This window comes from Akkermansia muciniphila, from assembly GCF_900184965.1.
Taxonomy (GTDB): Bacteria; Verrucomicrobiota; Verrucomicrobiia; order Verrucomicrobiales; family Akkermansiaceae; genus Akkermansia; species Akkermansia muciniphila_A.
On sequence record NZ_FXYA01000135.1, the window covers coordinates 39,862 to 58,784 of the forward strand.

Annotated in this window: 12 protein-coding genes; 3 read left to right on the plus strand and 9 right to left on the minus strand. The window is 55.6% G+C overall.

The window, feature by feature from the left end; genetic code table 11:
* Positions 1-82: 82 nt before the first annotated feature.
* The gene (locus CI070_RS02405; protein ID WP_179218305.1) at positions 83-2,218 is read right to left on the minus strand and encodes a glutamine synthetase III family protein; all 2,136 of its coding nucleotides are present in this window, start codon (positions 2,216-2,218) and stop codon (positions 83-85) included.
* A gap of 397 nt (positions 2,219-2,615) precedes the next feature.
* Here CI070_RS02405 and gltB point away from each other — a divergent pair, with 397 nt between their 5' ends.
* Positions 2,616-7,055, plus strand: a complete 4,440-nt coding sequence (gene gltB, locus CI070_RS02410) for a glutamate synthase large subunit (RefSeq protein WP_094135550.1) — start codon at positions 2,616-2,618, stop codon at positions 7,053-7,055.
* 567 nt (positions 7,056-7,622) lie between these two features.
* Here the strand turns inward: gltB and CI070_RS02420 are convergent.
* From CI070_RS02420 to CI070_RS02445, 6 genes are all read right to left on the minus strand, one after another.
* Entirely contained in the window at positions 7,623-7,868 is a 246-nt protein-coding gene (locus tag CI070_RS02420; RefSeq protein WP_143245522.1) for a YidC/Oxa1 family membrane protein insertase, read from the minus strand.
* 214 nt (positions 7,869-8,082) lie between these two features.
* Complete coding sequence (gene yidC, locus CI070_RS02425; RefSeq protein ID WP_094135553.1) at positions 8,083-9,969, minus strand: membrane protein insertase YidC; 1,887 nt, start codon at positions 9,967-9,969, stop codon at positions 8,083-8,085.
* A 56-nt stretch (positions 9,970-10,025) separates the two neighbouring features.
* Positions 10,026-10,274 carry a membrane protein insertion efficiency factor YidD gene (gene yidD / locus CI070_RS02430; RefSeq protein WP_094135554.1) on the minus strand — a complete coding sequence of 83 codons (249 nt, stop codon included), beginning with the start codon at positions 10,272-10,274 and terminating at the stop codon, positions 10,026-10,028.
* A complete protein-coding gene (gene rnpA, locus CI070_RS02435; protein WP_094135555.1) occupies positions 10,271-10,642 on the minus strand; it encodes a ribonuclease P protein component in 372 nt (123 codons plus the stop codon). Before rnpA ends, yidD begins: the two co-directional genes overlap by 4 nt.
* Before the next feature lie 64 nt (positions 10,643-10,706).
* The gene (gene rpmH, locus CI070_RS02440; RefSeq protein ID WP_012420297.1) at positions 10,707-10,892 is read right to left on the minus strand and encodes a 50S ribosomal protein L34; all 186 of its coding nucleotides are present in this window, start codon (positions 10,890-10,892) and stop codon (positions 10,707-10,709) included.
* 210 nt (positions 10,893-11,102) lie between these two features.
* A complete protein-coding gene (locus CI070_RS02445) occupies positions 11,103-13,214 on the minus strand; it encodes a glutamine synthetase III family protein (protein WP_094135580.1) in 2,112 nt (703 codons plus the stop codon).
* A 435-nt stretch (positions 13,215-13,649) separates the two neighbouring features.
* Here CI070_RS02445 and CI070_RS02450 point away from each other — a divergent pair, with 435 nt between their 5' ends.
* Positions 13,650-15,800, plus strand: a complete 2,151-nt coding sequence (locus CI070_RS02450) for a GDSL-type esterase/lipase family protein (protein WP_179218307.1) — start codon at positions 13,650-13,652, stop codon at positions 15,798-15,800.
* Between the two features lie 28 nt (positions 15,801-15,828).
* On the plus strand, positions 15,829-17,352 hold the full coding sequence (locus CI070_RS02455) for an amylo-alpha-1,6-glucosidase (protein WP_218824876.1): 1,524 nt from the start codon (positions 15,829-15,831) through the stop codon (positions 17,350-17,352).
* Positions 17,353-17,421: 69 nt separating this feature from the next.
* Here CI070_RS02455 and CI070_RS02460 read toward each other — a convergent pair whose 3' ends face one another.
* Both CI070_RS02460 and pdxH read right to left on the minus strand, forming a co-directional pair.
* Positions 17,422-18,276, minus strand: a complete 855-nt coding sequence (locus CI070_RS02460) for a D-hexose-6-phosphate mutarotase (protein WP_094135558.1) — start codon at positions 18,274-18,276, stop codon at positions 17,422-17,424.
* Positions 18,273-18,911, minus strand: coding sequence for a pyridoxamine 5'-phosphate oxidase (pdxH, locus tag CI070_RS02465; RefSeq protein WP_012420302.1), 639 nt, complete (start codon positions 18,909-18,911; stop codon positions 18,273-18,275). Before pdxH ends, CI070_RS02460 begins: the two co-directional genes overlap by 4 nt.
* Positions 18,912-18,923 lie beyond the last annotated feature (12 nt).

Here is an 18,923-nt window from a genome sequence, read left to right on the forward strand (position 1 = left end):
GGCTCCGGAGCCGTGCCGTCCCCTGCGGGCAGAGGCTTGACCCGCGAGGGGGGCATAACTCCGGAGCCCGTCGGTGCACCCTCTAATAGATGAACAGCATTTCCCGGTACTTGGGGAGAGGCCAGGACCGGTCGTTCACCAGGGTTTCTGCGGCATCGACGCTGGTTCTCAATCGGGACATCGCAACGAGGATGTCCTCATGGCAGCTCGTAAGCGCCGTTTCCAGGGTATCCAGGTCGGATACGATGGAATCCAGGGCGTCGCCCAGCTTGTCCGCCAGCTTCTGCAGGGCGGCGGTGCCGCTGGTCCGCTTGGCGTCCAGCGCCCTGGAGAGCGCGGAAACGGTTTGCTCGTATTCATTGCGCAGAGCGGGGAGAATGATGGTGGCAGCCATTTCCCAGGACAGGCGGCCTTCAATGCGGATGCGCCTGTGGTATTCTTCCAGGAAAATCTCAAACCTGGATTCCAGCTCCCGCCTGGAAAAGACGCCGTACTTTTCAAACAGGGCCACATTCTTTTCATTCACCAGGGTGTGCAGGGCCGTCATCGTGTTTTTCAGGTTGGGGAGGCCGCGGCGTTCCGCTTCTTTCACCCATTCTTCCGAATAATTGTCCCCGTTGAAGATGATTCTCTTGTGTTCGGAAATCCTGCGCTTGAGCGTTTCCTGGAGCTGCGGCAGGAATGTTTCCGGAGCGAAGGAAGAAAGTTCTTCCGCCAGGGAATCGAGGGATTCCGCCACAATGGTGTTCAGGGTCATCATGGGACCCGCGCAGGATTGAGATGAGCCCGGTGCGCGGAATTCAAACTTGTTGCCGGTGAAGGCGAACGGGCTGGTGCGGTTGCGGTCCGTCGCGTCCCGGGGAAGGACGGGCAGCGTGTCCACGCCGATCTTGAGCGTATCGTTGCGCTTGCCGCAGCCGGAAGAGCCGTTGATCATATTCTCAATTACTTCATTGAGCTGGGCGCCCAGGAAAATGGAGATAATGGCCGGGGGGGCTTCGTTCGCGCCAAGGCGGTGGTCGTTCCCGGCGCTGGCCACGGAATTGCGCAGCAAGTCGCTGTGTTTGTCAACGGCCTCGATGATGGCGGTCAGGACGGTCAGGAAAATGGCGTTTTGCTGCGGATCCGAGCCGGGGTCAAGCAGGTTCTTGTTTCCGTAGGAAATGGACCAGTTGTTATGCTTGCCGGAACCGTTGACGCCAGCAAAGGGCTTTTCATGAAGCAGGCATACCAGGCCGTGCTTGCTGGCCTGCTGGCGCAGAACCTCCATCACCAGCATGTTATGGTCGATCGCCAGGTTCACGTCCTCAAACAGAGGGGCCAGTTCAAATTGCGCGGGCGCCACTTCGTTGTGGCGGGTCTTGGCCGGGATCCCCAGTCTCCAGAGTTCCTGTTCCACGTCGCTCATGAAATTAAGGACGCGGGGCTTGATGGAGCCGAAATAATGGTCTTCCAGCTGCTGGTGCTTGGCGGGAGGTGCGCCGAAAAGGGTGCGCCCTGTCTGGACCAGATCCGGGCGGTTCAGGTAGAAGTTCTTGTCAATGAGGAAGTACTCCTGTTCCGGCCCCAGCGTGATGGTCACGTGTTCATCCGGAAGGCCGAAGCACCTCATCAGCTTCTTGACGGCGTTGCCCAATGCCTGGCGGGAGCGCAGCAGCGGAGTCTTCTTATCCAGCGCGTCTCCCGTATAGGAACAGTAGGCGGTAGGGATGCAGAGTGTGGCTCCGTTCCCGTGCCTCTTGATGAAGGCGGGGCTGGTGGGGTCCCAGGCGGTGTATCCGCGGGCCTCAAAGGTGCAGCGCAGGCCGCCGGAAGGGAAACTGGACGCGTCCGGTTCGCTCACAATCAGGTTTTTGCCGGAGAAGCTCATGATGGGTTCCATTCCCTTGGGGTCCAGGAAGGAATCGTGCTTCTCCGCCGTGGAGCCCGTCATGGGCTGGAACCAGTGCGTATAGTGAGTGGCTCCCCGTTCCAGAGCCCACTGCTTCATGGCGTGGGCCACATCCGCGGCAATGTCCGCGTTCAGAGGAAGTCCGTCCTGGATAGTGGCCAGGAGGGTTTTTGCCGTATCTTTGGGCAGGTACTTCTTCATCACTTCCGTGCTGAAGACATCCGCTCCGTAATAATCAATGCTGACCGGGGCGCTTTCGCTTGCTCCGCCCACGGGCAGGGAAGCGATGGCGCTGATGGCTTGTGTTCGTGTCGAGTCACTCATCATGGTTAACTGTTGTACCTTTTCTTCAGCAAGAAGCGTGCCAACTTTTCAGGTAAATGTTCTCATGAATATATTGTTAATTTTAATTTATTGATTATTAGTAAAATATGAATATTGTGGCGAAGGGGCTGCAAAAAAGGAAAACAAAACTGCGCATAAGAATGAATTACAAAAATGTAAAATCGCAACAAAGGGGTGATTACAAAAATGTAAAAAATTCTTCTCGGGGGGAACGATATTTTTATTCCGCTTCAAAATGTCCTGTTATGCCGGCAGCCGCGTCAGTCTTTGTAAAACGGGGGTAAAACAGTTTGAAAGCGGGAAAATAGGAAGTCTGGGCAATGTTGGCACGGTTTTTGCTACAAATAAGTCAGCTTAACCCAAACAAAACAGCAAACTGATGAATAGCGATCAATTTGAGACAGGCATTCCTGCGCCGCAGGGATTGTATGATTTTGAACAGGAGAGGGACGCCTGCGGCGTGGGCCTGGTGGCTGACCTGAAAAATGAACCGAGCCACAAAATCATTGAAATGGGAATTACTGTTCTCAAGAGGCTCATGCACCGCGGAGCCGTGGGAAGCGATCCGGATACCGGGGACGGCGCGGGCATTCTGCTGGCCCTTCCGGATGAATTTTTCCGCCTGGCGCTTCCCAACAAGCTTCCCGCCAGAGGCAAATACGGGGTGGCCATGATGTTCGGCGGATGCGGCCATGAAGAGGAATTGGAAGCCGCCGTTACGGAAAACGGCGGCAGCGTGATTGCGTGGAGGCAGGTTCCCGTTGACCGGGACAGCATCGGTAAAAACGCCCAGCGCACATGTCCCCTGATTCGTCAGTTATTCATTGACGGCAGCGGTTTTGCGGATCAGGCGGAATTTGAACGCAAGCTGTTTGTGATGCGCCGGGAAATGGAACGGCGCGTGGAAGGCTGTTATGTGTGCAGCTGCTCCAGCCGCAGCATTGTGTACAAGGGGCTGTTCCTCGGCACGCAGATTGAAGGATTTTACGGAGACCTGGCCAGCGAGCATTTTAAATCCCCTCTGGCCCTTGTCCACCAGCGCTACAGCACGAATACGTTCCCAACCTGGAGCCTGGCCCATCCCTTCAGGTATCTGGCGCACAACGGGGAAATCAACACCCTGCGCGGGAACCTGAACCACCTGAGCGTGCGTGAGCCGCATTTGTCCTCCACCCTGCTGGGGGATGACCTGCAGAAGCTGCTGCCCCTTATTCCCCCCGGCCAGAGCGATTCCGCCTGCCTGGACAACATGGTTGAGTTCCTGGCCGCCGCCGGGCGGGACCTGCGCCATGTCATGCTCATGCTCATGCCGCAGGCCTGGGGCGTCAACTACCATTTAGGGCCGGATGTGCGCGGTTTCTTTGAATACCACTCCGCCATGATGGAACCCTGGGACGGCCCGACCGCCGTCGTTTTTTCCGATGGTATCAATGCAGGAGCCATGCTGGACCGCAACGGCCTGCGCCCTGCGCGCTATACGCTGACCACGGATGACATTTTCATTCTGGCTTCGGAAACGGGCGTGGCGGACATTCCCGCGGAAAAAGTAGCCCGCAAAGGCCGCCTCCGTCCCGGGGAAATGATTTACTGCGACCTGGTGCACCACCGGCTGGTATCCGATGCTGAAACCAAGAATGAAATGGCCCGGCGCATGCCCTACCGCCGCTGGGTGGAGAAAAACAAGATTTCCGTCCGTTCCCTGTTTGATTCCATTTCCGCCTCTGCGGAAATGCCGGACCTCGTGGGCCGCCAGCGCCAGTTCGGATTCACCCAGGAGGATGTGGAGCTGATCATCCGCCCCATGATGCTGAAAGGCGCGGAACCTCTCGGCTCCATGGGAAATGACGCGCCGCTGGCCGTCCTCTCCGGAAAGGCTCCCCTCCTGTTCAATTATTTCAAGCAGCTCTTCGCCCAGGTGACCAACCCTCCCATCGACCCCATCCGGGAGGAGCTGGTCATGAGCCTGACCACATACATAGGCAACCATCCCAACATTCTGGAAGAAACGCCGGAGCATGCCCGTCTTATCAAGATGGCGCGTCCCGTCATTACGGATGAAGAGCTCAACCGCCTCTGCAATATTCGGGAGGCCGGCTTCCCCTCCGCCAGGCTTCCCCTCCAGTTCCCGGAAGGCGGGGACGGGAAAGCCCTGCGGGAGACGCTGGAAAGCCTGGCGGAATCCGCCGTGGGCCTGGTCAGGTCCGGCGTGCGCATTCTGGTGCTGACGGACCGCAACATAGGGAACGGCTACCTTCCCGTTCCCAGCCTTCTGGCCTGTTCCGTGGTGAACCGCGCGCTGGCTTCCGCCGGGCTGCGTTCCGACGTGGGGCTGATTCTGGAAACCGGGGAGGCGAGGGAAACAATGCATTTTGCGCTTCTGCTGGGCTTCGGAGCCACGGCGGTCAATCCGTACCTGGCTCTGGCGACGGTTACTTCCCTGGCCGCGCCGCAGGACTGCCCGCTGGATGTGGTGAAAGCCTCCGGAAACTACATCAATGCCATAGACAAGGGATTGCTCAAAATCATGTCCAAGATGGGCATTTCCACGTTGCGCAGCTACCGCTCCTCCCAGCTGTTCGAGGCTGTGGGGCTGAACCGGGAACTGATTGACGAATTCTTTCCCGGCACCGTCAGCCGCGTAGGCGGCATAGGGCTGGATGAAATAGCCGCGGAATGCAACCAGCGCGCCGCTCAACACGCGGAACACGGAGACAAGCTGGATGCGGGAGGGCAGTACAAGTATAAAAAAGGCGGGGAGAACCATCTCTGGAATCCGCAGACACTTCAGGCTTTCCGCGCTGCCGTGCGTGACAATGACGAACGGAAATACCGGGAATTCGCGGATTACAGCAATCGGCAGGCGCAGCATCTCTGCACCCTGCGCGGCCTGTTTGAATTTGCTCCGGCGGACGCTATCCCCCTGGAAGAAGTGGAAAGCGTGGATTCCATCTTGCGCCGTTTCGTTTCCGGGGCCATGTCTTTGGGTTCCCTCAGTCCGGAAGCCCATGAAACCATCGCCATTGCGATGAACAAAATAGGAGCCAAAAGCAATTCCGGGGAAGGGGGGGAAGATGAAGCCCGCTATGAACCCAACGCCCGGGGCGAAGTTCGCTACAGCGCCATCAAGCAGGTGGCGAGCGGGCGTTTTGGCGTGACGATTAATTATCTGCGCCACGCTTCCGAGCTCCAGATTAAGATGGCCCAGGGGGCCAAGCCCGGGGAAGGGGGGCAGCTCCCGGCGCACAAGGTGGATCCGTACATCGCCCGGCTGCGCCATTCCATGCCGAACGTCAGCCTCATTTCTCCTCCTCCGCATCATGACATTTACTCCATTGAAGACCTGGCCCAGTTAATTTACGACCTGCGCAACTCCAATCCGGATGCCCGTGTCTCCGTCAAGCTTGTTTCCGAGGTGGGCATCGGCGCGGTTGCCGCGGGCGTGGTGAAGGCCCATGCGGATGTGGTTGTGGTCAGCGGCCACGACGGCGGAACGGGAGCTTCTCCTCTCACCAGCGTGAAGCACGCCGGGCTGCCGTGGGAGCTGGGGCTGGCGGAAACGCAGCAGACGCTGGTGCTCAACAAGCTCCGTTCCCGCGTTCGTCTCCAGGTGGACGGCCAGCTGCGCACCGGGAGGGACGTCGTGATGGCCGCCCTGCTGGGGGCGGAGGAATTCGGTTTTGGAACCGCCATTCTGATCTCCATCGGCTGCGCCATGCTCCGCAGGTGCCATGAAAATACGTGTCCGGTAGGCGTCGCTACGCAGGATCCGGCCCTGAGGGCCAAATTCAGCGGCAAGCCGGAATACGTCATCAACTACCTCCGCTTTGTGGCCCAGGAAACGCGGGAAATCCTGGCTTCCCTGGGGCTTCGTTCCCTGGATGAAGCCGTAGGCAGGACGGATCTGCTTTCCGTCAACCGCGCCATAGATTTTTACAAGGCCCGGCATTTGGACTTCTCCTCCATCCTGCATGCGGCAGAGGGGGACGGACGCAGATTTGACCCTTCTTTTGAAAAGGAACCGCTGGACAACTACGACCGCCGCCATTTGCTGCCGGCATTGAAGCCCCTGCTGGAAAAGGGGGAAAAGATGGAACTCTGCCGCGACGTCCGTAATGTGGACCGGACGGTGGGGACGGAGCTTTCCGGCGAACTGGTGATGAAATTCGGGCCGCGCGGCCTGGCGGAAGATACGCTGACGGTGCACTTCACCGGATGCGCGGGGCAAAGCTTCGGGGCTTTTCTGGCTCCCGGCGTTACCTTTGAACTTGTCGGGGAAGCGAATGACTTTGTCGGGAAGGGCCTGTCCGGCGGCAAAATCATCGTGCGCCCCCCGGACCATATTTCCTACGTACCGTCGGACAACGTCATCGCCGGAAACGTCATCGGCTATGGGGCCACTTCCGGCAGCATCTTCCTTCACGGGCAGGCCGGGGAACGGTTCGCCATCCGCAACAGCGGCGCCAAAATGGTGGTGGAAGGCATCGGCGACCACGGCTGTGAATACATGACCGGGGGCCGTGTGGCGGTGCTCGGCAAGGTGGGCGTCAATTTCGCCGCGGGGATGACCGGCGGCCTGGCCTACGTGTATGATGCGGACAACAACTTCGATCAGAAATGCAACCTGGGCAGCGTGGACCTGGAAACAGTCATGCCGCATTCCGCTGATGAAGCGGAACTGCTTCAGCTCATTTACGAGCATTACATGGCTACCAGGAGCCGAAGGGCTTACGACCTGTTAAATAACTGGCCGGAGGAACGCGGCAAATTCATCAAGGTATTCCCGGTGGAATACCGGCATGCCCTGGCTATGCATTCCTGAAAGAAGCATGCAGCAGTTTTCTGTTGTTTGGGGTAAGGCTGGGGCCTCCGCGGGTGCGGAGGCCCCCATTTTTTCAGAGGCGTGCACGCTGTTTCATGGCCGGGTCATTTGGAGACAAATGTTCCAGGAATACCCGGTTCTGTACGGATTACGAATTCGAAGTCAACCGGAAAGTTTGAATAGAAATGTGTTAGTGGAGTTTTGGTTTTGAAAATTCGGGAGAATGGCAATTAATAAAAAAATAAATTGGAAGGTAACTGACTGATGGTTTTGTTATTCAGGCGATCGGAGAATGGCCGCGAATTCGTAATCCGCTAGGTTTGCTTCAACGGGTGTTTGGCTTTTTCTGCCAAGCCGCTCCAATTAACTACGCAAATGAATATATGACGAGGAAACCGGCCCTTTCCTGATGGAGAGGGCCGGTCTTTTGCGGAATTTCTGTAAGGGAGTTCCCTTTCCTTTTTTGAGGCTTGCGCCGGCAAAATATCTTTTTCTGCTCCTTTCCATGAAAAAAGTGCGGCCGCGGGGCGGTCGCACTTGAAGAGGCGGGAGGAAAAACAGGGATTCCTACTTTTTAGGCGTTATATTGCGCATATTGCGGCCTTTAGCTTGGCGCTGCTGTTCTTCCAGGGCCGCGCGCTGCTGCTCCATCATCTTTTGGAAAAAGCCCGACTTCTTCTTCTTGGCGGGGGAAAGCACGGGCATGGGCAGGCGGCGGATAAGGGCCGTTTGTCCTATGGAGATCAAATTCTGCGTGGTCCAGTACAGGGCCAGGGCGGAAGCCTTCAACGGGTGTTTGGCTTTTTCTGCCAAGCCGCTCCAATTAACTACGCAAATGAATATATGACGAGGAAACCGGCCCTTTCCTGATGGAGAGGGCCGGTCTTTTGCGGAATTTCTGTAAGGGAGTTCCCTTTCCTTTTTTGAGGCTTGCGCCGGCAAAATATCTTTTTCTGCTCCTTTCCATGAAAAAAGTGCGGCCGCGGGGCGGTCGCACTTGAAGAGGCGGGAGGAAAAACAGGGATTCCTACTTTTTAGGCGTTATATTGCGCATATTGCGGCCTTTAGCTTGGCGCTGCTGTTCTTCCAGGGCCGCGCGCTGCTGCTCCATCATCTTTTGGAAAAAGCCCGACTTCTTCTTCTTGGCGGGGGAAAGCACGGGCATGGGCAGGCGGCGGATAAGGGCCGTTTGTCCTATGGAGATCAAATTCTGCGTGGTCCAGTACAGGGCCAGGGCGGAAGCGAAATTGTAACAGAACAGGAAGAACATCACAGGCATCAGGTTCATGATAATGCGCTGGGAGCGTTCCCCCGCCTGAGGCGTCATCCTCATCTGGATAATCATGGTTACGGCCATGATGAGGGGCAGAATATTGATGGGAATGCCGAACAGATGGCCTACGGTATCAGGCAGGGAGAGGTCCGTCATCCACAGGCAGAAGGGCTGGCCCCTCAGTTCCGCGGAATACTGGAGCACTCGGTAGAAGGCGAAGAAGATGGGAATCTGGATGAGCATGGGGACGCAGCCGCTGGCCGGGTTGATGCCGTATTTCTGGTACAGCTTCATCATTTCCATGTTCACCTTTTGAGGGTCGTCCGGATATTTCTCCTTGAGTTTGACCATCTCCGGCTGAACCAGGGACATGCGTTTCATGGCCATGTAGGATTTTTTGTGCAGCGGCCAGATAAGAGCGCGGACAACGATGGTCATGCAGATGATGGCCACGCCCCAGTTGCCGAACCATCCGTGGAAGAGGTTGAGCAGCCAGTTCATCGGAACGCTCAGGAATACGAGCCAGCCGTATGCCATGATATCGCTGATGGCGGGATAGGAGAGATTCAGGTCACGCAGGTAGGCGTTGAATTTGGGGCCAGTGTAAATGTCATAGGTGAGTGTCTTGATTTCATTGGGGGCCATGGTCAGATTGGGGATTCCCATGGCTACGGTGACGCCGGGCACCAGGGCGTCGCCTTCATGCGTCAGAGGGAATTCCTGGCGGGTGGCGTACACCGTGGAGCCCCTGGACTGGTCCTGGGGAAGAAGAATGGTGGCGTAATACTGGCTCATGACGCCGGCATAAGTCAGGTCCTGAAGGGGGCCTTCCAGGACGCGGGCCTTGGCGCTGCTGAAAAAGCCGCCCGTGAAATAGGAAGGCGCTTCCTGTTCCAGGGAGCCGTCCGCGTGGTAAAAGAAATGGGTGTAGGTATCTTTGGGTTCGCTTTTGGCGATGGGGTAGGCGCTCCCGCCGAAGATGCCCATGTAGCGCAGATCCTGGACATTGGGAGATTTATTGAGCAGGGAGACGGTCAGGCGAATGAGGTATTTGCTGCCGGGCAGTACTTCCCCTTCCAGATTTTTGACGGGGTGCAGGGTGTACGTTTTGGAGATGAAAAGCTGCCGTGCGGGGTCATAGCCTTCCAGAGTTACGGAGTCCGCCGTGCGTTTCACTTCCTTATACACGGTATTGTCATAGGAAGGATCCTGGGTGGCGTCCATGTTGAAGACGAGTTCTCCGATGCCCCGCTGCTGGGCTTCGTTGATCGTGATGTTATGGTCCGCGACTTTTTGGGAGTCCACAATGTCGTTGTGCAGGGTAACCGTACCGATAGAGCCTCCCATGCGGTTGAACTTGTAAGTGATGAAAGGTTCCTGCCTGCCGTTCACTTCCTGCGTGGCTACCAGAGTGATTGGAGCGGTTTTGTCTTCTTCAAGGGCTTTATTGACGGAGGGCTGTTCCGGGGCGGAGGTTCCGGCTCCGGGGAGGCCGCCGGTAACCGGGGCATTGGCCGCCGCGGCAGCCGTCTGCGGTGCGGGAATGGGGGCGGTTTCAGCCTTTTTATTGTTGCCCATGTAAATATTCAGGCCCAGAAGGGCGGCGCAAATGCCAATGATGATCCATGCTGTGCGATCCATAATGTGATATAGCTTGATTGGAGTTGGTGAAAGGAAAGGGAAAGAAGGGTAATTGATCAGCGTGGGGGACGCGCCGGGGGCACAGGATCATAACCTGATCCGCCCCACGGGTTGCATCTTAAAATACGCCATGTGCCAAGAAGAAAGCCGCGCCAGGCGCCGTGGATGCGGACGGCCTGGATGAAGTACTGGGAACAGGTGGGCGTATAGCGGCAGCCGCTCCCGGGCCCCCCCAGGGCATGCAGGGGAGCGCTGATGAAGGTTTGGTACCCCTTCACAAGGGTGATGAGCAGCCATTTCATCATGTCTTGTCTTGTTCCCGGGAAAGAAGTTGCAGTTTGAGCTTGCGGGCGGCTTTCCGCCAGTCCCGTTCCAGGTCGGCGTAGCTGGCTTTCACGGCCCGCCAGCGGAGGACGCACACCAGGTGTACGCCGTTTTCAAAAGGAGCTCCGTGCGCCCTCAGTATTTCCCTCACGCGCCTTCGCAGTTTGTTGCGGACAACGGCGCAGCCGATTTTTTTCGTACAGATGATGCCGAATTTGGAGGGTTCCTCCGGGCGCTCCAACGGGGCCGCGCTTAAAACAATAAGCCGACCTGCTACGGATGGTCCCTCGTTGCGTACCCGGGCAAATTGAAATGCCCTGGTCATGCTTTGTTGACGAGTAAGACGCATCTCCCGCGGGTCGGCCCGTGAAAAGAAGTTCCAAGGAGGCGTTAACCGGATCCTTGCGGCTGGATTAACGGCCGTGCTGGATGGTGTGGCGCTTGTACTGGATTTCGGCTCCCTTGGGAAGCAGGCGCTTGCGGCCTTTAGCGCGGCGGCGGCGGATGATGTCCGCTCCGTTCTTGGTGGCCATGCGTGCACGGAATCCGAACTGACGCTTGCGGCAACGCTTGGATGGTTGATAAGTCCTCTTGCTCATGATGTTGAAAGATGCTTCTTGTGAATTACTAGATTCAGTGCCGTCCGTCTAAGCGGCCTATGCACAACCGGACGGAAAGGATAACTATTTTGATTGTTTTGTCAATCCGTCAGGCGATTAATTTGCCGTTTTTCTTGGGGAAAGCACGGGGATAAGTAATCTTTATGATTGATAGACAGTGTTTTTCTATTTCAGAAAAGACCGTTTGCTTTACAGGAAGAGCAGTTCCGCATATGTGGGAACGGGCCACAGGTTTGCGTCCGTCAGGCCTTCCAGCATATCAATGGTGCTTCTCAAATTGTCCATGCCCGCCTGGATGGCCTTGGTATCGGCTTCATCCACGGCGCGGCGCAGTTCCCGCACCTGGTCGGGGAGAAGGTCCAGCAGCGTGCCGATTTGGTTGGCGCGGTCCGTAGTGGCTTTTATTCCCGCCTTGATGCCGGATGCCTTCATCTGGGCAATGGCGTTGGTAAGCTGCGTGAGCTGTTCCGTTACGGCGGGGATGTAAAGGGTTTCCACCATCAGGAGGGCTGTTTCCGCTTCAATGTTGATTTCCTTGTGGAATATTTCCGTCTGGATTTCATGGCGGGCGTGGAGTTCTACGGGGCTGACCACTTTATATTTTTCAAAAAGCGCCCTGGCCTTGGGCGTTTCCAGAGCGGCCAGAGCTTCAATGGTGCCGGGGATGTTGGGGAGATTGCGGCGTTCCGCTTCCTCGACCCAGGCTTCTCCGTAGCCGTCTCCGCTGAATAGAATGCGCTTATGCTTCTTGATGATGTTTTGAAGAAGCTTGTTGAGGGTGGCGTGGAATTCCTCGGGCTTGTCCTTGACGGGTTCCAGGATGGTGCAGATTTCATCCAGGCTTTCCGCTACAATGGTGTTGAGCACCGTCATGGGCCATGCACAGGTTTGGGAGGAACCTACGGCGCGGAATTCGAATTTGTTGCCCGTGAAGGCGAAGGGGCTGGTGCGGTTCCGGTCGGAGGCGTCCAGGGGGAACATGGGCAGGGTGTCCACGCCGATGTTGATGGTCTTTTGAGTGCGCGCTTTTTTAGCGCTTCCTTTTTCAATTTGCTCAATGATGTCATCCAGCAAATCTCCCAGGAAGATGGAAATGATGGCCGGAGGCGCTTCATGAGCGCCCAGGCGGTGTTCATTGCCGGATTTGGCGACGGAGGCGCGCAGCAGATCCGCATGTTCGTCCACGGCCTTGATGGTGGCGCAGAGCAGGGTGAGGAAGATGGCGTTTTCCTGCGGGCTGGAACCGGGATTGAGCAGGCTCCCGTAACCGGGGGCGGAGAGGGACCAGTTGTTGTGCTTGCCGGAGCCGTTCATGCCGGAGAAGGGCTTTTCATGCAGCAGGCAGACCATATCATGCTTGTTGGCGGTTTTCCGGAGCACCTCCATGACCAGCATATTGTGATCCACGGCCAGGTTCTGGCTTTCAAAAATGGGCGCGATTTCAAACTGGCCGGGAGCGACTTCATTGTGGCGCGTTTTGGCGGGGATGCCGAGTTTCCAGAGGGCTTCGTCCACGTCCACCATGAATTCCAGCACACGGTCCTTGATGGAGCCGAAGTAGTGGTCTTCCATCTGCTGGTGCTTGGGGGGCACATTGCCGAAAAGGGTGCGTCCGCACATCATCAGGTCCGGGCGCAGGGCATAAAGCTGTTTGTCCACCAGGAAGTATTCCTGTTCCGCCCCCAGGTCGGCGCTGACGTGAATGTTGTCCGGACCGCCGAAGCAGGAAAGCAGCCGCTTGGCCTGCCGGGTGACGGCAGTCATGGATCTCAGGAGCGGCGTTTTTTTGTCCAGCGCCTGTCCCTTGTAAGAGCAGAAGGCGGTAGGGATGCAGAGCGTGGCGCCGTTTTCCGTCCGTTTGATGAAGGCGGGGCTGGTGGGGTCCCATGCGGTATAGCCGCGTGCTTCAAAGGTGGCGCGGAGACCGCCGGAAGGGAAGCTGGAGGCGTCCGGTTCGCCCTGAACCAGGCTCTTGCCGGAAAATTTGAGTTCCAGATTTCCTTCCGGGTCCACGTCCACAAAAGAGTCGTGCTTTTCCGCCGTGCTTCCATTGAGAGGCTGGAACCAGTGCGTGTAGTGGCTGGCTCCCTTTTCCAGAGCCCACGTCATCATGGCCTGAGCCACTTCATTGGCGATGTCGGGGTCCAGTTTTTCGTCCTTGCGGATGGTAGCCAGCAGTTTTTTGTAAACGGGCCGGGGCAGGTAATTGCGCATGGTCTCCATGTTGAAGACATCCTGACCGTAAATTTCCGCAATAAAGGTTGCGGCGTTGCCAACATCGGAAGGTGGGTTTGTATGCATCTTGATAGGGAACGCGCCAAAAGGCTCGGAACATACCAAACCTTAAAAGAGACTTTTTGGCAAGCCGAATCCTGCCCTATTTCTTCAGGACAAGGACTTCTTCCGCCTCCATCCGTTTTCGGGAGGAAGCGTAAACGGTTTTCCGGTTTTTATGGGTCTCCGGCGGCAATGGGGAAATTGGGGAAGGGGGGGACGCTGTAAAGGAAGGAACAGTCCGTGATTGTCGGGAAGTGGGCAGGGCCGGAATTGGTGAAATGCCGGGTTTTTTGTTTCATGAAACGGTACAGGAACCTGCCGATCGGCATTTTCCCGTATCTTGCAAGAAATCTATTTCGTTTTCAGTAGTAATAAGTACAACCATATTATTGTGAAATGCGTTTATTATTAATGCTAAAGTGTTTATTGCCAGTCCTGCTGTGTTTTTCGGGAGCGGGTATGCTGCTTCATGCCCAGCCTTTGAATAAGAGCCGGATTGCCATTCTGGGCGACAGTATTGCTTATGCGGGCCCATGGGCGAATGAGGTGGAAAACGCCTTGAAAGCCGATAAAAAGTTTGCGGCCTGCGAGATTGTCAACTTTGCCGTTCCCAGCGAGACGGTAGCCGGGTTGAGCGAGTATGGCCATGCGGGCGGCAGATTCCCCCGCCCATGCCTGCATGAGCGCCTTGACCGGGTTCTCAAGATGTACCGCCCGCAACTGATTCTGGCATGCTACGGGATGAATGACGGCCTTATGCAGGCATTTGACAAGACGCGTTTTCAAGCGTACCAGGAAGGGAATATCCGCCTTAAAGAGGCTGCCGACGCGGCAAAAGCGGAGGTTGTCTTCATTACTCCTCCATTGTTCCGGGGGGATTCCGCTGAACAGGCTGAGTACGACGCCGTATTGGACAAGTATGCGGAATGGCTGGTTTCTAAAAGAAAAAATGGCTGGAAGGTCATTGATATCCGTCCCGGACTTCGGAAGCTCATTGCCAGTGAGAAGTCCGGAAATCCCGGGTTCAGGTATTCCGGTGACGGCGTGCACCCCGGCCCGGAAGGGCACCACATGATTGCCCGGGAGGTTATTGCCGGGCTGGTTCCGGAGCTCGGCCTTGATGCGGAAGTCGCGAAAAAAGAGAACCGCCCGACGCCGGAGACGATGAAAAAACATGAAGAAGCCCGAAACGCATGGCTGGTCAAAACAAAACATGCGCGCCCGGAGATTCCGGGGTATGACCGGGAGATGGCCAGGCGCCAATTCCCTAAAACGGTTTCCTCCTGGAACGGTTTTCTGCGGGAGGAGTTTACCATAGGAGGCCGCAGGGCATTCATCGTCTTTCCCGACAAGCCTGCTGCCCCAGGAAAAGAACAGTTGTGGATATGGCGCCCGCAATTTTTCGATTATAAGCCTGTCGCGGATCTTGAATTGGTGAAACGCGGTTACGCGGCGGTATTTATCAGCATGGAAGACCTTTACGGTTCTCCCAAGGCCATGGATGTTATGGATCAATTTTACAAGTACCTGGTGGATGAACGCCAATTTTCCAGAAAACCGGTATTGATCGGACTGAGCCGTGGAGGCCTTTATGCGCTGAACTGGGCGGAAAAGAATCCTTTGTGCGTGGCTGGAGTTTATGTGGATGCCCCCGTCTGTGATTTCAAAAGCTGGCCGGCGGGCAGAGGCAAGGGTAAAGGTTCGCCGGATGACTGGAACAAATGCCTGCGCGCTTATGGATTTAATGAACAGCAGGCTTTGTCCTATCAAGGTAATCCCGTGGACAATATGCGCGGCATGGCTAAAGCCGGAATTCCTTTGTTGTTCATTTCCCGGACGGAAGATGATGTAGTCCCGATTGAAGAGAATACGGATATTTTCGCCAAGCGTTACGCCAGGCTGGGAGGCCCCGTAAAAGTTGTCCGCCGTCCCGGCGGCCACCATCCGCACGGTTTTGACAACCCTGCCCATATTGTAGACTTTGTTCTTTCCGTTACCGGACAGCCTGTCCCCTTGCGCATTGCGTGCCTGGGAGACAGCAATACGTTCGGGGCGGGAGTGGCCGGAGCCAATAAGGATGTTTTACGCTGGAGCCATCTTCTGGAGCAAAAGCTGAAGAAGGAATTCAAACAGAAGGAAGTGGATGTGCTGAATTGTGGGATAAACGGGCGTACCCTTTTAACCAGGGGGGACCTTCCGTATATCAAAACAGGCGAGTACCGGAACGCGCTCGATTCTCATGCGCAGATTGCCATTATCGCTTTAGGCACCAATGACGCCAAACCGCAGAACAGGAAATTCCTGTCCGAGTTTAAGCAGAATTATTCCGACATCATCGCCAAACTGAGGGAAAACATGCCCGGCATTCAAATCTATTGCGCAATTCCTCTTCCCTCGTGGCAGTCTCCCAGCCAAATTGACAAGGAAACGGTGGAAACTAAGATCGTCCCTCTTGTGAAGCAGGTCGCGAGGGATAATCAATGTAAAACCATCGACTTCTTTACCCCTTTTCAGAATAAACCGGAACTTTTCCCCGATGGCGTTCATCCCGATGCCGATGGGCAGGTGATCATGGCTGATATTGCATTCCGGGAACTTCTGAAAAAATAACCTTTAATTCAATAAACAAAAAATAATGATGAACGCTAAACTATCGGCAATCACAGGTTCGGTTCTCCTGCTGTCAGCCCCGTTGCAGGGATTTTCCGCGACAACCCATCCGGATTCCTGCATTAACCGGGATTGGAAAAAAGAGATTCCCCTTCCGGTGCATCCAAACCGGGAAATGGTGGATCTTTATCATAAGACATGGGAAATTGCGGCAGGCCGCGTCAGAAAAGGGCCGGAAGGCCTTCCCGCGTCCCCTTATATGGATGAGAATTGCTATGAAGATCAAATATGGATATGGGATACCTGTTTCATGGTGCTTTTCGCCAAGTATGCGCCCAGGTCATTTCCCGGAGTTGAGAGTTTGGATAACCTTTACAAGCCTGTTCACGAAAAAGCCGTTACTCCACTTAAGGTCCATTTGGTGGACAATCCCCCGTTATTTGCGTGGGTGGAGAAAGAATATTTTGACTTCACCGGTGATAAGAACCGCCTGGATGATCTCTTGAATAAGAAGCAATATCTGCAAAAGCACTTCAACTGGTTTGCCCAGGCCAAATCAGGGGAACGGTTTGCGTGTTCTCCCCAGAACATCCACTTGAATTCCATAGGAGATGACGGATTTACCTGGACGGGGGGAGCGAGCGGAATGGATAATACTCCCCGCGGGCGTGACGCCGGCGGCTATCGTAACGTTTTATGGGTGGATGCCATTTCCCAGCAGGCGCTCAGCGCCCGCTGCATTGCCGATATGGAGCAGGCTCTGGGCAATGCGGACGAAGCTAAGAAATGGAATATTGAATATGAAGCGCTTAAGGACAAAATCAACCATCTTTACTGGGATAAGAAGGAGGGATTTTACTACGATGTAACCATCTCGGACAAACAGCCCTGCCGCGTTAAAACCATTGCATCCTACTGGCCCCTTCTGGCTCAGGTCGCCTCCAGGGAACAGGCTCAAAGCATGGTCAGGCATTTGATGAATCCCGAAGAATTCGGAGGCAGTTATCCGACTCCTTCCCTGGCCCGTTCAGATAAGGATTATCATCATCAGACCGGGGATTATTGGAGAGGGGGAATTTGGCTGCCGACGACGTATATGACCATTAAGGCTATTGAAAAGTATGGCTATCATGAAGAAGCCGACGCTATTGCCGAGAAGGTTATCAGCCAGCAGCTTGCCGCTTACAGGAACATAGAGCCGCATACCATCTGGGAGTGCTATAGCCCAAGCGGAAATGCTCCTTCCACGGAACACGGACGCCGTGTAAGACCGGAATTTTGCGGATGGTCAGCCCTGGGGCCGATTTCCCTGTTTATTGAAAATGTGCTGGGATTCAAGGAAGTGTCCGCAGCCAGAAAAGAAGTGCGGTGGAGGTTGAAAAAAAACAAGGGCCGCCATGGGATCAAAAATTTGAGATTTGGCGGCATTGCAACCGATATTGTTTTTGATGGGAAAGGCACGGTATCCGTCAGGTCGAATGCCTCTTACTCTTTAATCATTAATGACAGTAATTATTCAGTGAAGAAAGGGGATACTGAAATTCAACTGTAAGGGCTTTTCAGGAAGGTCAACAAGGGGGTGCCCCGGAATGTTACTGGAGAGGTAATGCTGCCTGCCGTTTTAACAAGGGGAACAAGCTTCCTCCATATGCTTTACGGAAATTTTCTGATAAAGGGTATGGGTCTGCCCGGGAGCAAGGGAAATGGAACGGGGCGCCGCATTCCCCGTTTCAATGCACAGGAATTTATTCCAGGATTCCGCGCCCAGGTCCGCCATGTTGCCGGCGCCCTGTTGTCCGGGATTCCAGACGATGACGGAAGAGGCATGGTTCCGCTCCACCGTGATGGCACGGTTCAGCATGAGGTCTTCCAGTATTGTTTTTCCCGAATAGGAAGGGATGTCGTAAACGCGGTCCAGACACCCCAACGGCGCCAGCGGGCGTTCTCCGTGTTTCATGGGCTGGGCGGCTTCTTCCCGGAACGGGATGTCTTCCAGCCCGTGAACGCGGCATTTGGTCAGGTTGCCGACGGCAAAATAGTTGTGGAAGGCTTCCGTGAGTTTGCAGGGCTGCGTGCGCGCCGTGGTTTCCAGTTTCATGGTCAGCGCGCTGCCCAGTGTAAGGCGCAGGATGGCGGCGGGATAGGATTCCTCTTCCGGATAGAAAGCCAGGGAAAGCAGGACGTTGCCGCGCTTGTCCATTTCCTGGTGGTGGAGGCGCCATTCCGAAATGCGCGCTATGCCGTGGGACGGCGCGCCTTTCCGGGGGCCGAACCAGGGCCAGCAGACGGGAATTCCTCCGCGGATGGCTTTGCCGGGGACAAAGGCTGCATTGGGAGAAAGAAAGAGGCATTCCTCATGCCCTTCCGGCTTCCATGAGGTGAGGTGCGCTCCCTGAAGGCACAGGGATGCCGTGCAGAGCGGTGTTGCCACGTCCAGGAAAGAAAGGCCCTGGGTTGTTGTGCGCCGGGAGATCATGGCTGAAGGCGTTCAATGGTCCAGGAACCGTTTTCCTGAAGTTTGTACATGAAACGGTCATGCACGCGGCCGGGGCCGCCCTGCCAGAATTCAAAGGTGTCCGGGATGATTCGGTAGCCGCCCCAGAAGGAGGGCAGGGGAATTTCCCCCTTGGAGAATTTGTTTTTCAGCTCCATCAGCTTCATTTCCAACAGTTTTCTCCCGGAGATGACGGAGCTCTGGTGTGAAACCCACGCTCCAAGCTGGGATTCCTTGGGGCGGGTGAGGAAATATTTCAGGGATTCCGCGCGGGAAACTTTAACGGCTTTTCCGTAAATGATGATCTGGCGTTCCAGCATGACCCAGGGAAGCATCATGCAGACCTGCGGATTTTCTTCAATGTCACGGGCCTTGTGGCTGCCGTAGTTGGTGAAGAAAACAAAGCCCGTCCTGTCAAAATATTTGAGCAGCACGGTGCGCAGGGACGGTCTGCCCTGCGCATCCGCCGTGGCCAGGGAAAAAGCGTTGGGTTCCGGAATATCCGCTTTCAGGGCCTGTTCAAACCAGGTTTGAAATTGTTCAAAGGGATTTTCCGCCAGATCTTTTCTGTGCAGCTGGCCTTTGAGGTATTCTTCTCTGAAATTAGACAGGTCCATGACGTAGGGAAT

Excerpts from the sequence above, each read along its gene's own strand:
- CI070_RS02405 (WP_179218305.1), bottom strand. The coding sequence starts at position 2,218 with ATGATGAGTGACTCGACACGAACACAAGCCATCAGCGCCATCGCTTCC.
- gltB (WP_094135550.1), top strand. The coding sequence starts at position 2,616 with ATGAATAGCGATCAATTTGAGACAGGCATTCCTGCGCCGCAGGGATTG.
- yidC (WP_094135553.1), bottom strand. The coding sequence starts at position 9,969 with ATGGATCGCACAGCATGGATCATCATTGGCATTTGCGCCGCCCTTCTG.
- yidD (WP_094135554.1), bottom strand. The coding sequence starts at position 10,274 with ATGATGAAATGGCTGCTCATCACCCTTGTGAAGGGGTACCAAACCTTC.
- rnpA (WP_094135555.1), bottom strand. The coding sequence starts at position 10,642 with ATGCGTCTTACTCGTCAACAAAGCATGACCAGGGCATTTCAATTTGCC.
- rpmH (WP_012420297.1), bottom strand. The coding sequence starts at position 10,892 with ATGAGCAAGAGGACTTATCAACCATCCAAGCGTTGCCGCAAGCGTCAG.
- CI070_RS02445 (WP_094135580.1), bottom strand. The coding sequence starts at position 13,214 with ATGCATACAAACCCACCTTCCGATGTTGGCAACGCCGCAACCTTTATT.
- CI070_RS02450 (WP_179218307.1), top strand. The coding sequence starts at position 13,650 with ATGCTGCTTCATGCCCAGCCTTTGAATAAGAGCCGGATTGCCATTCTG.
- CI070_RS02455 (WP_218824876.1), top strand. The coding sequence starts at position 15,829 with ATGAACGCTAAACTATCGGCAATCACAGGTTCGGTTCTCCTGCTGTCA.
- CI070_RS02460 (WP_094135558.1), bottom strand. The coding sequence starts at position 18,276 with ATGATCTCCCGGCGCACAACAACCCAGGGCCTTTCTTTCCTGGACGTG.
- pdxH (WP_012420302.1), bottom strand. The coding sequence starts at position 18,911 with ATGGACCTGTCTAATTTCAGAGAAGAATACCTCAAAGGCCAGCTGCAC.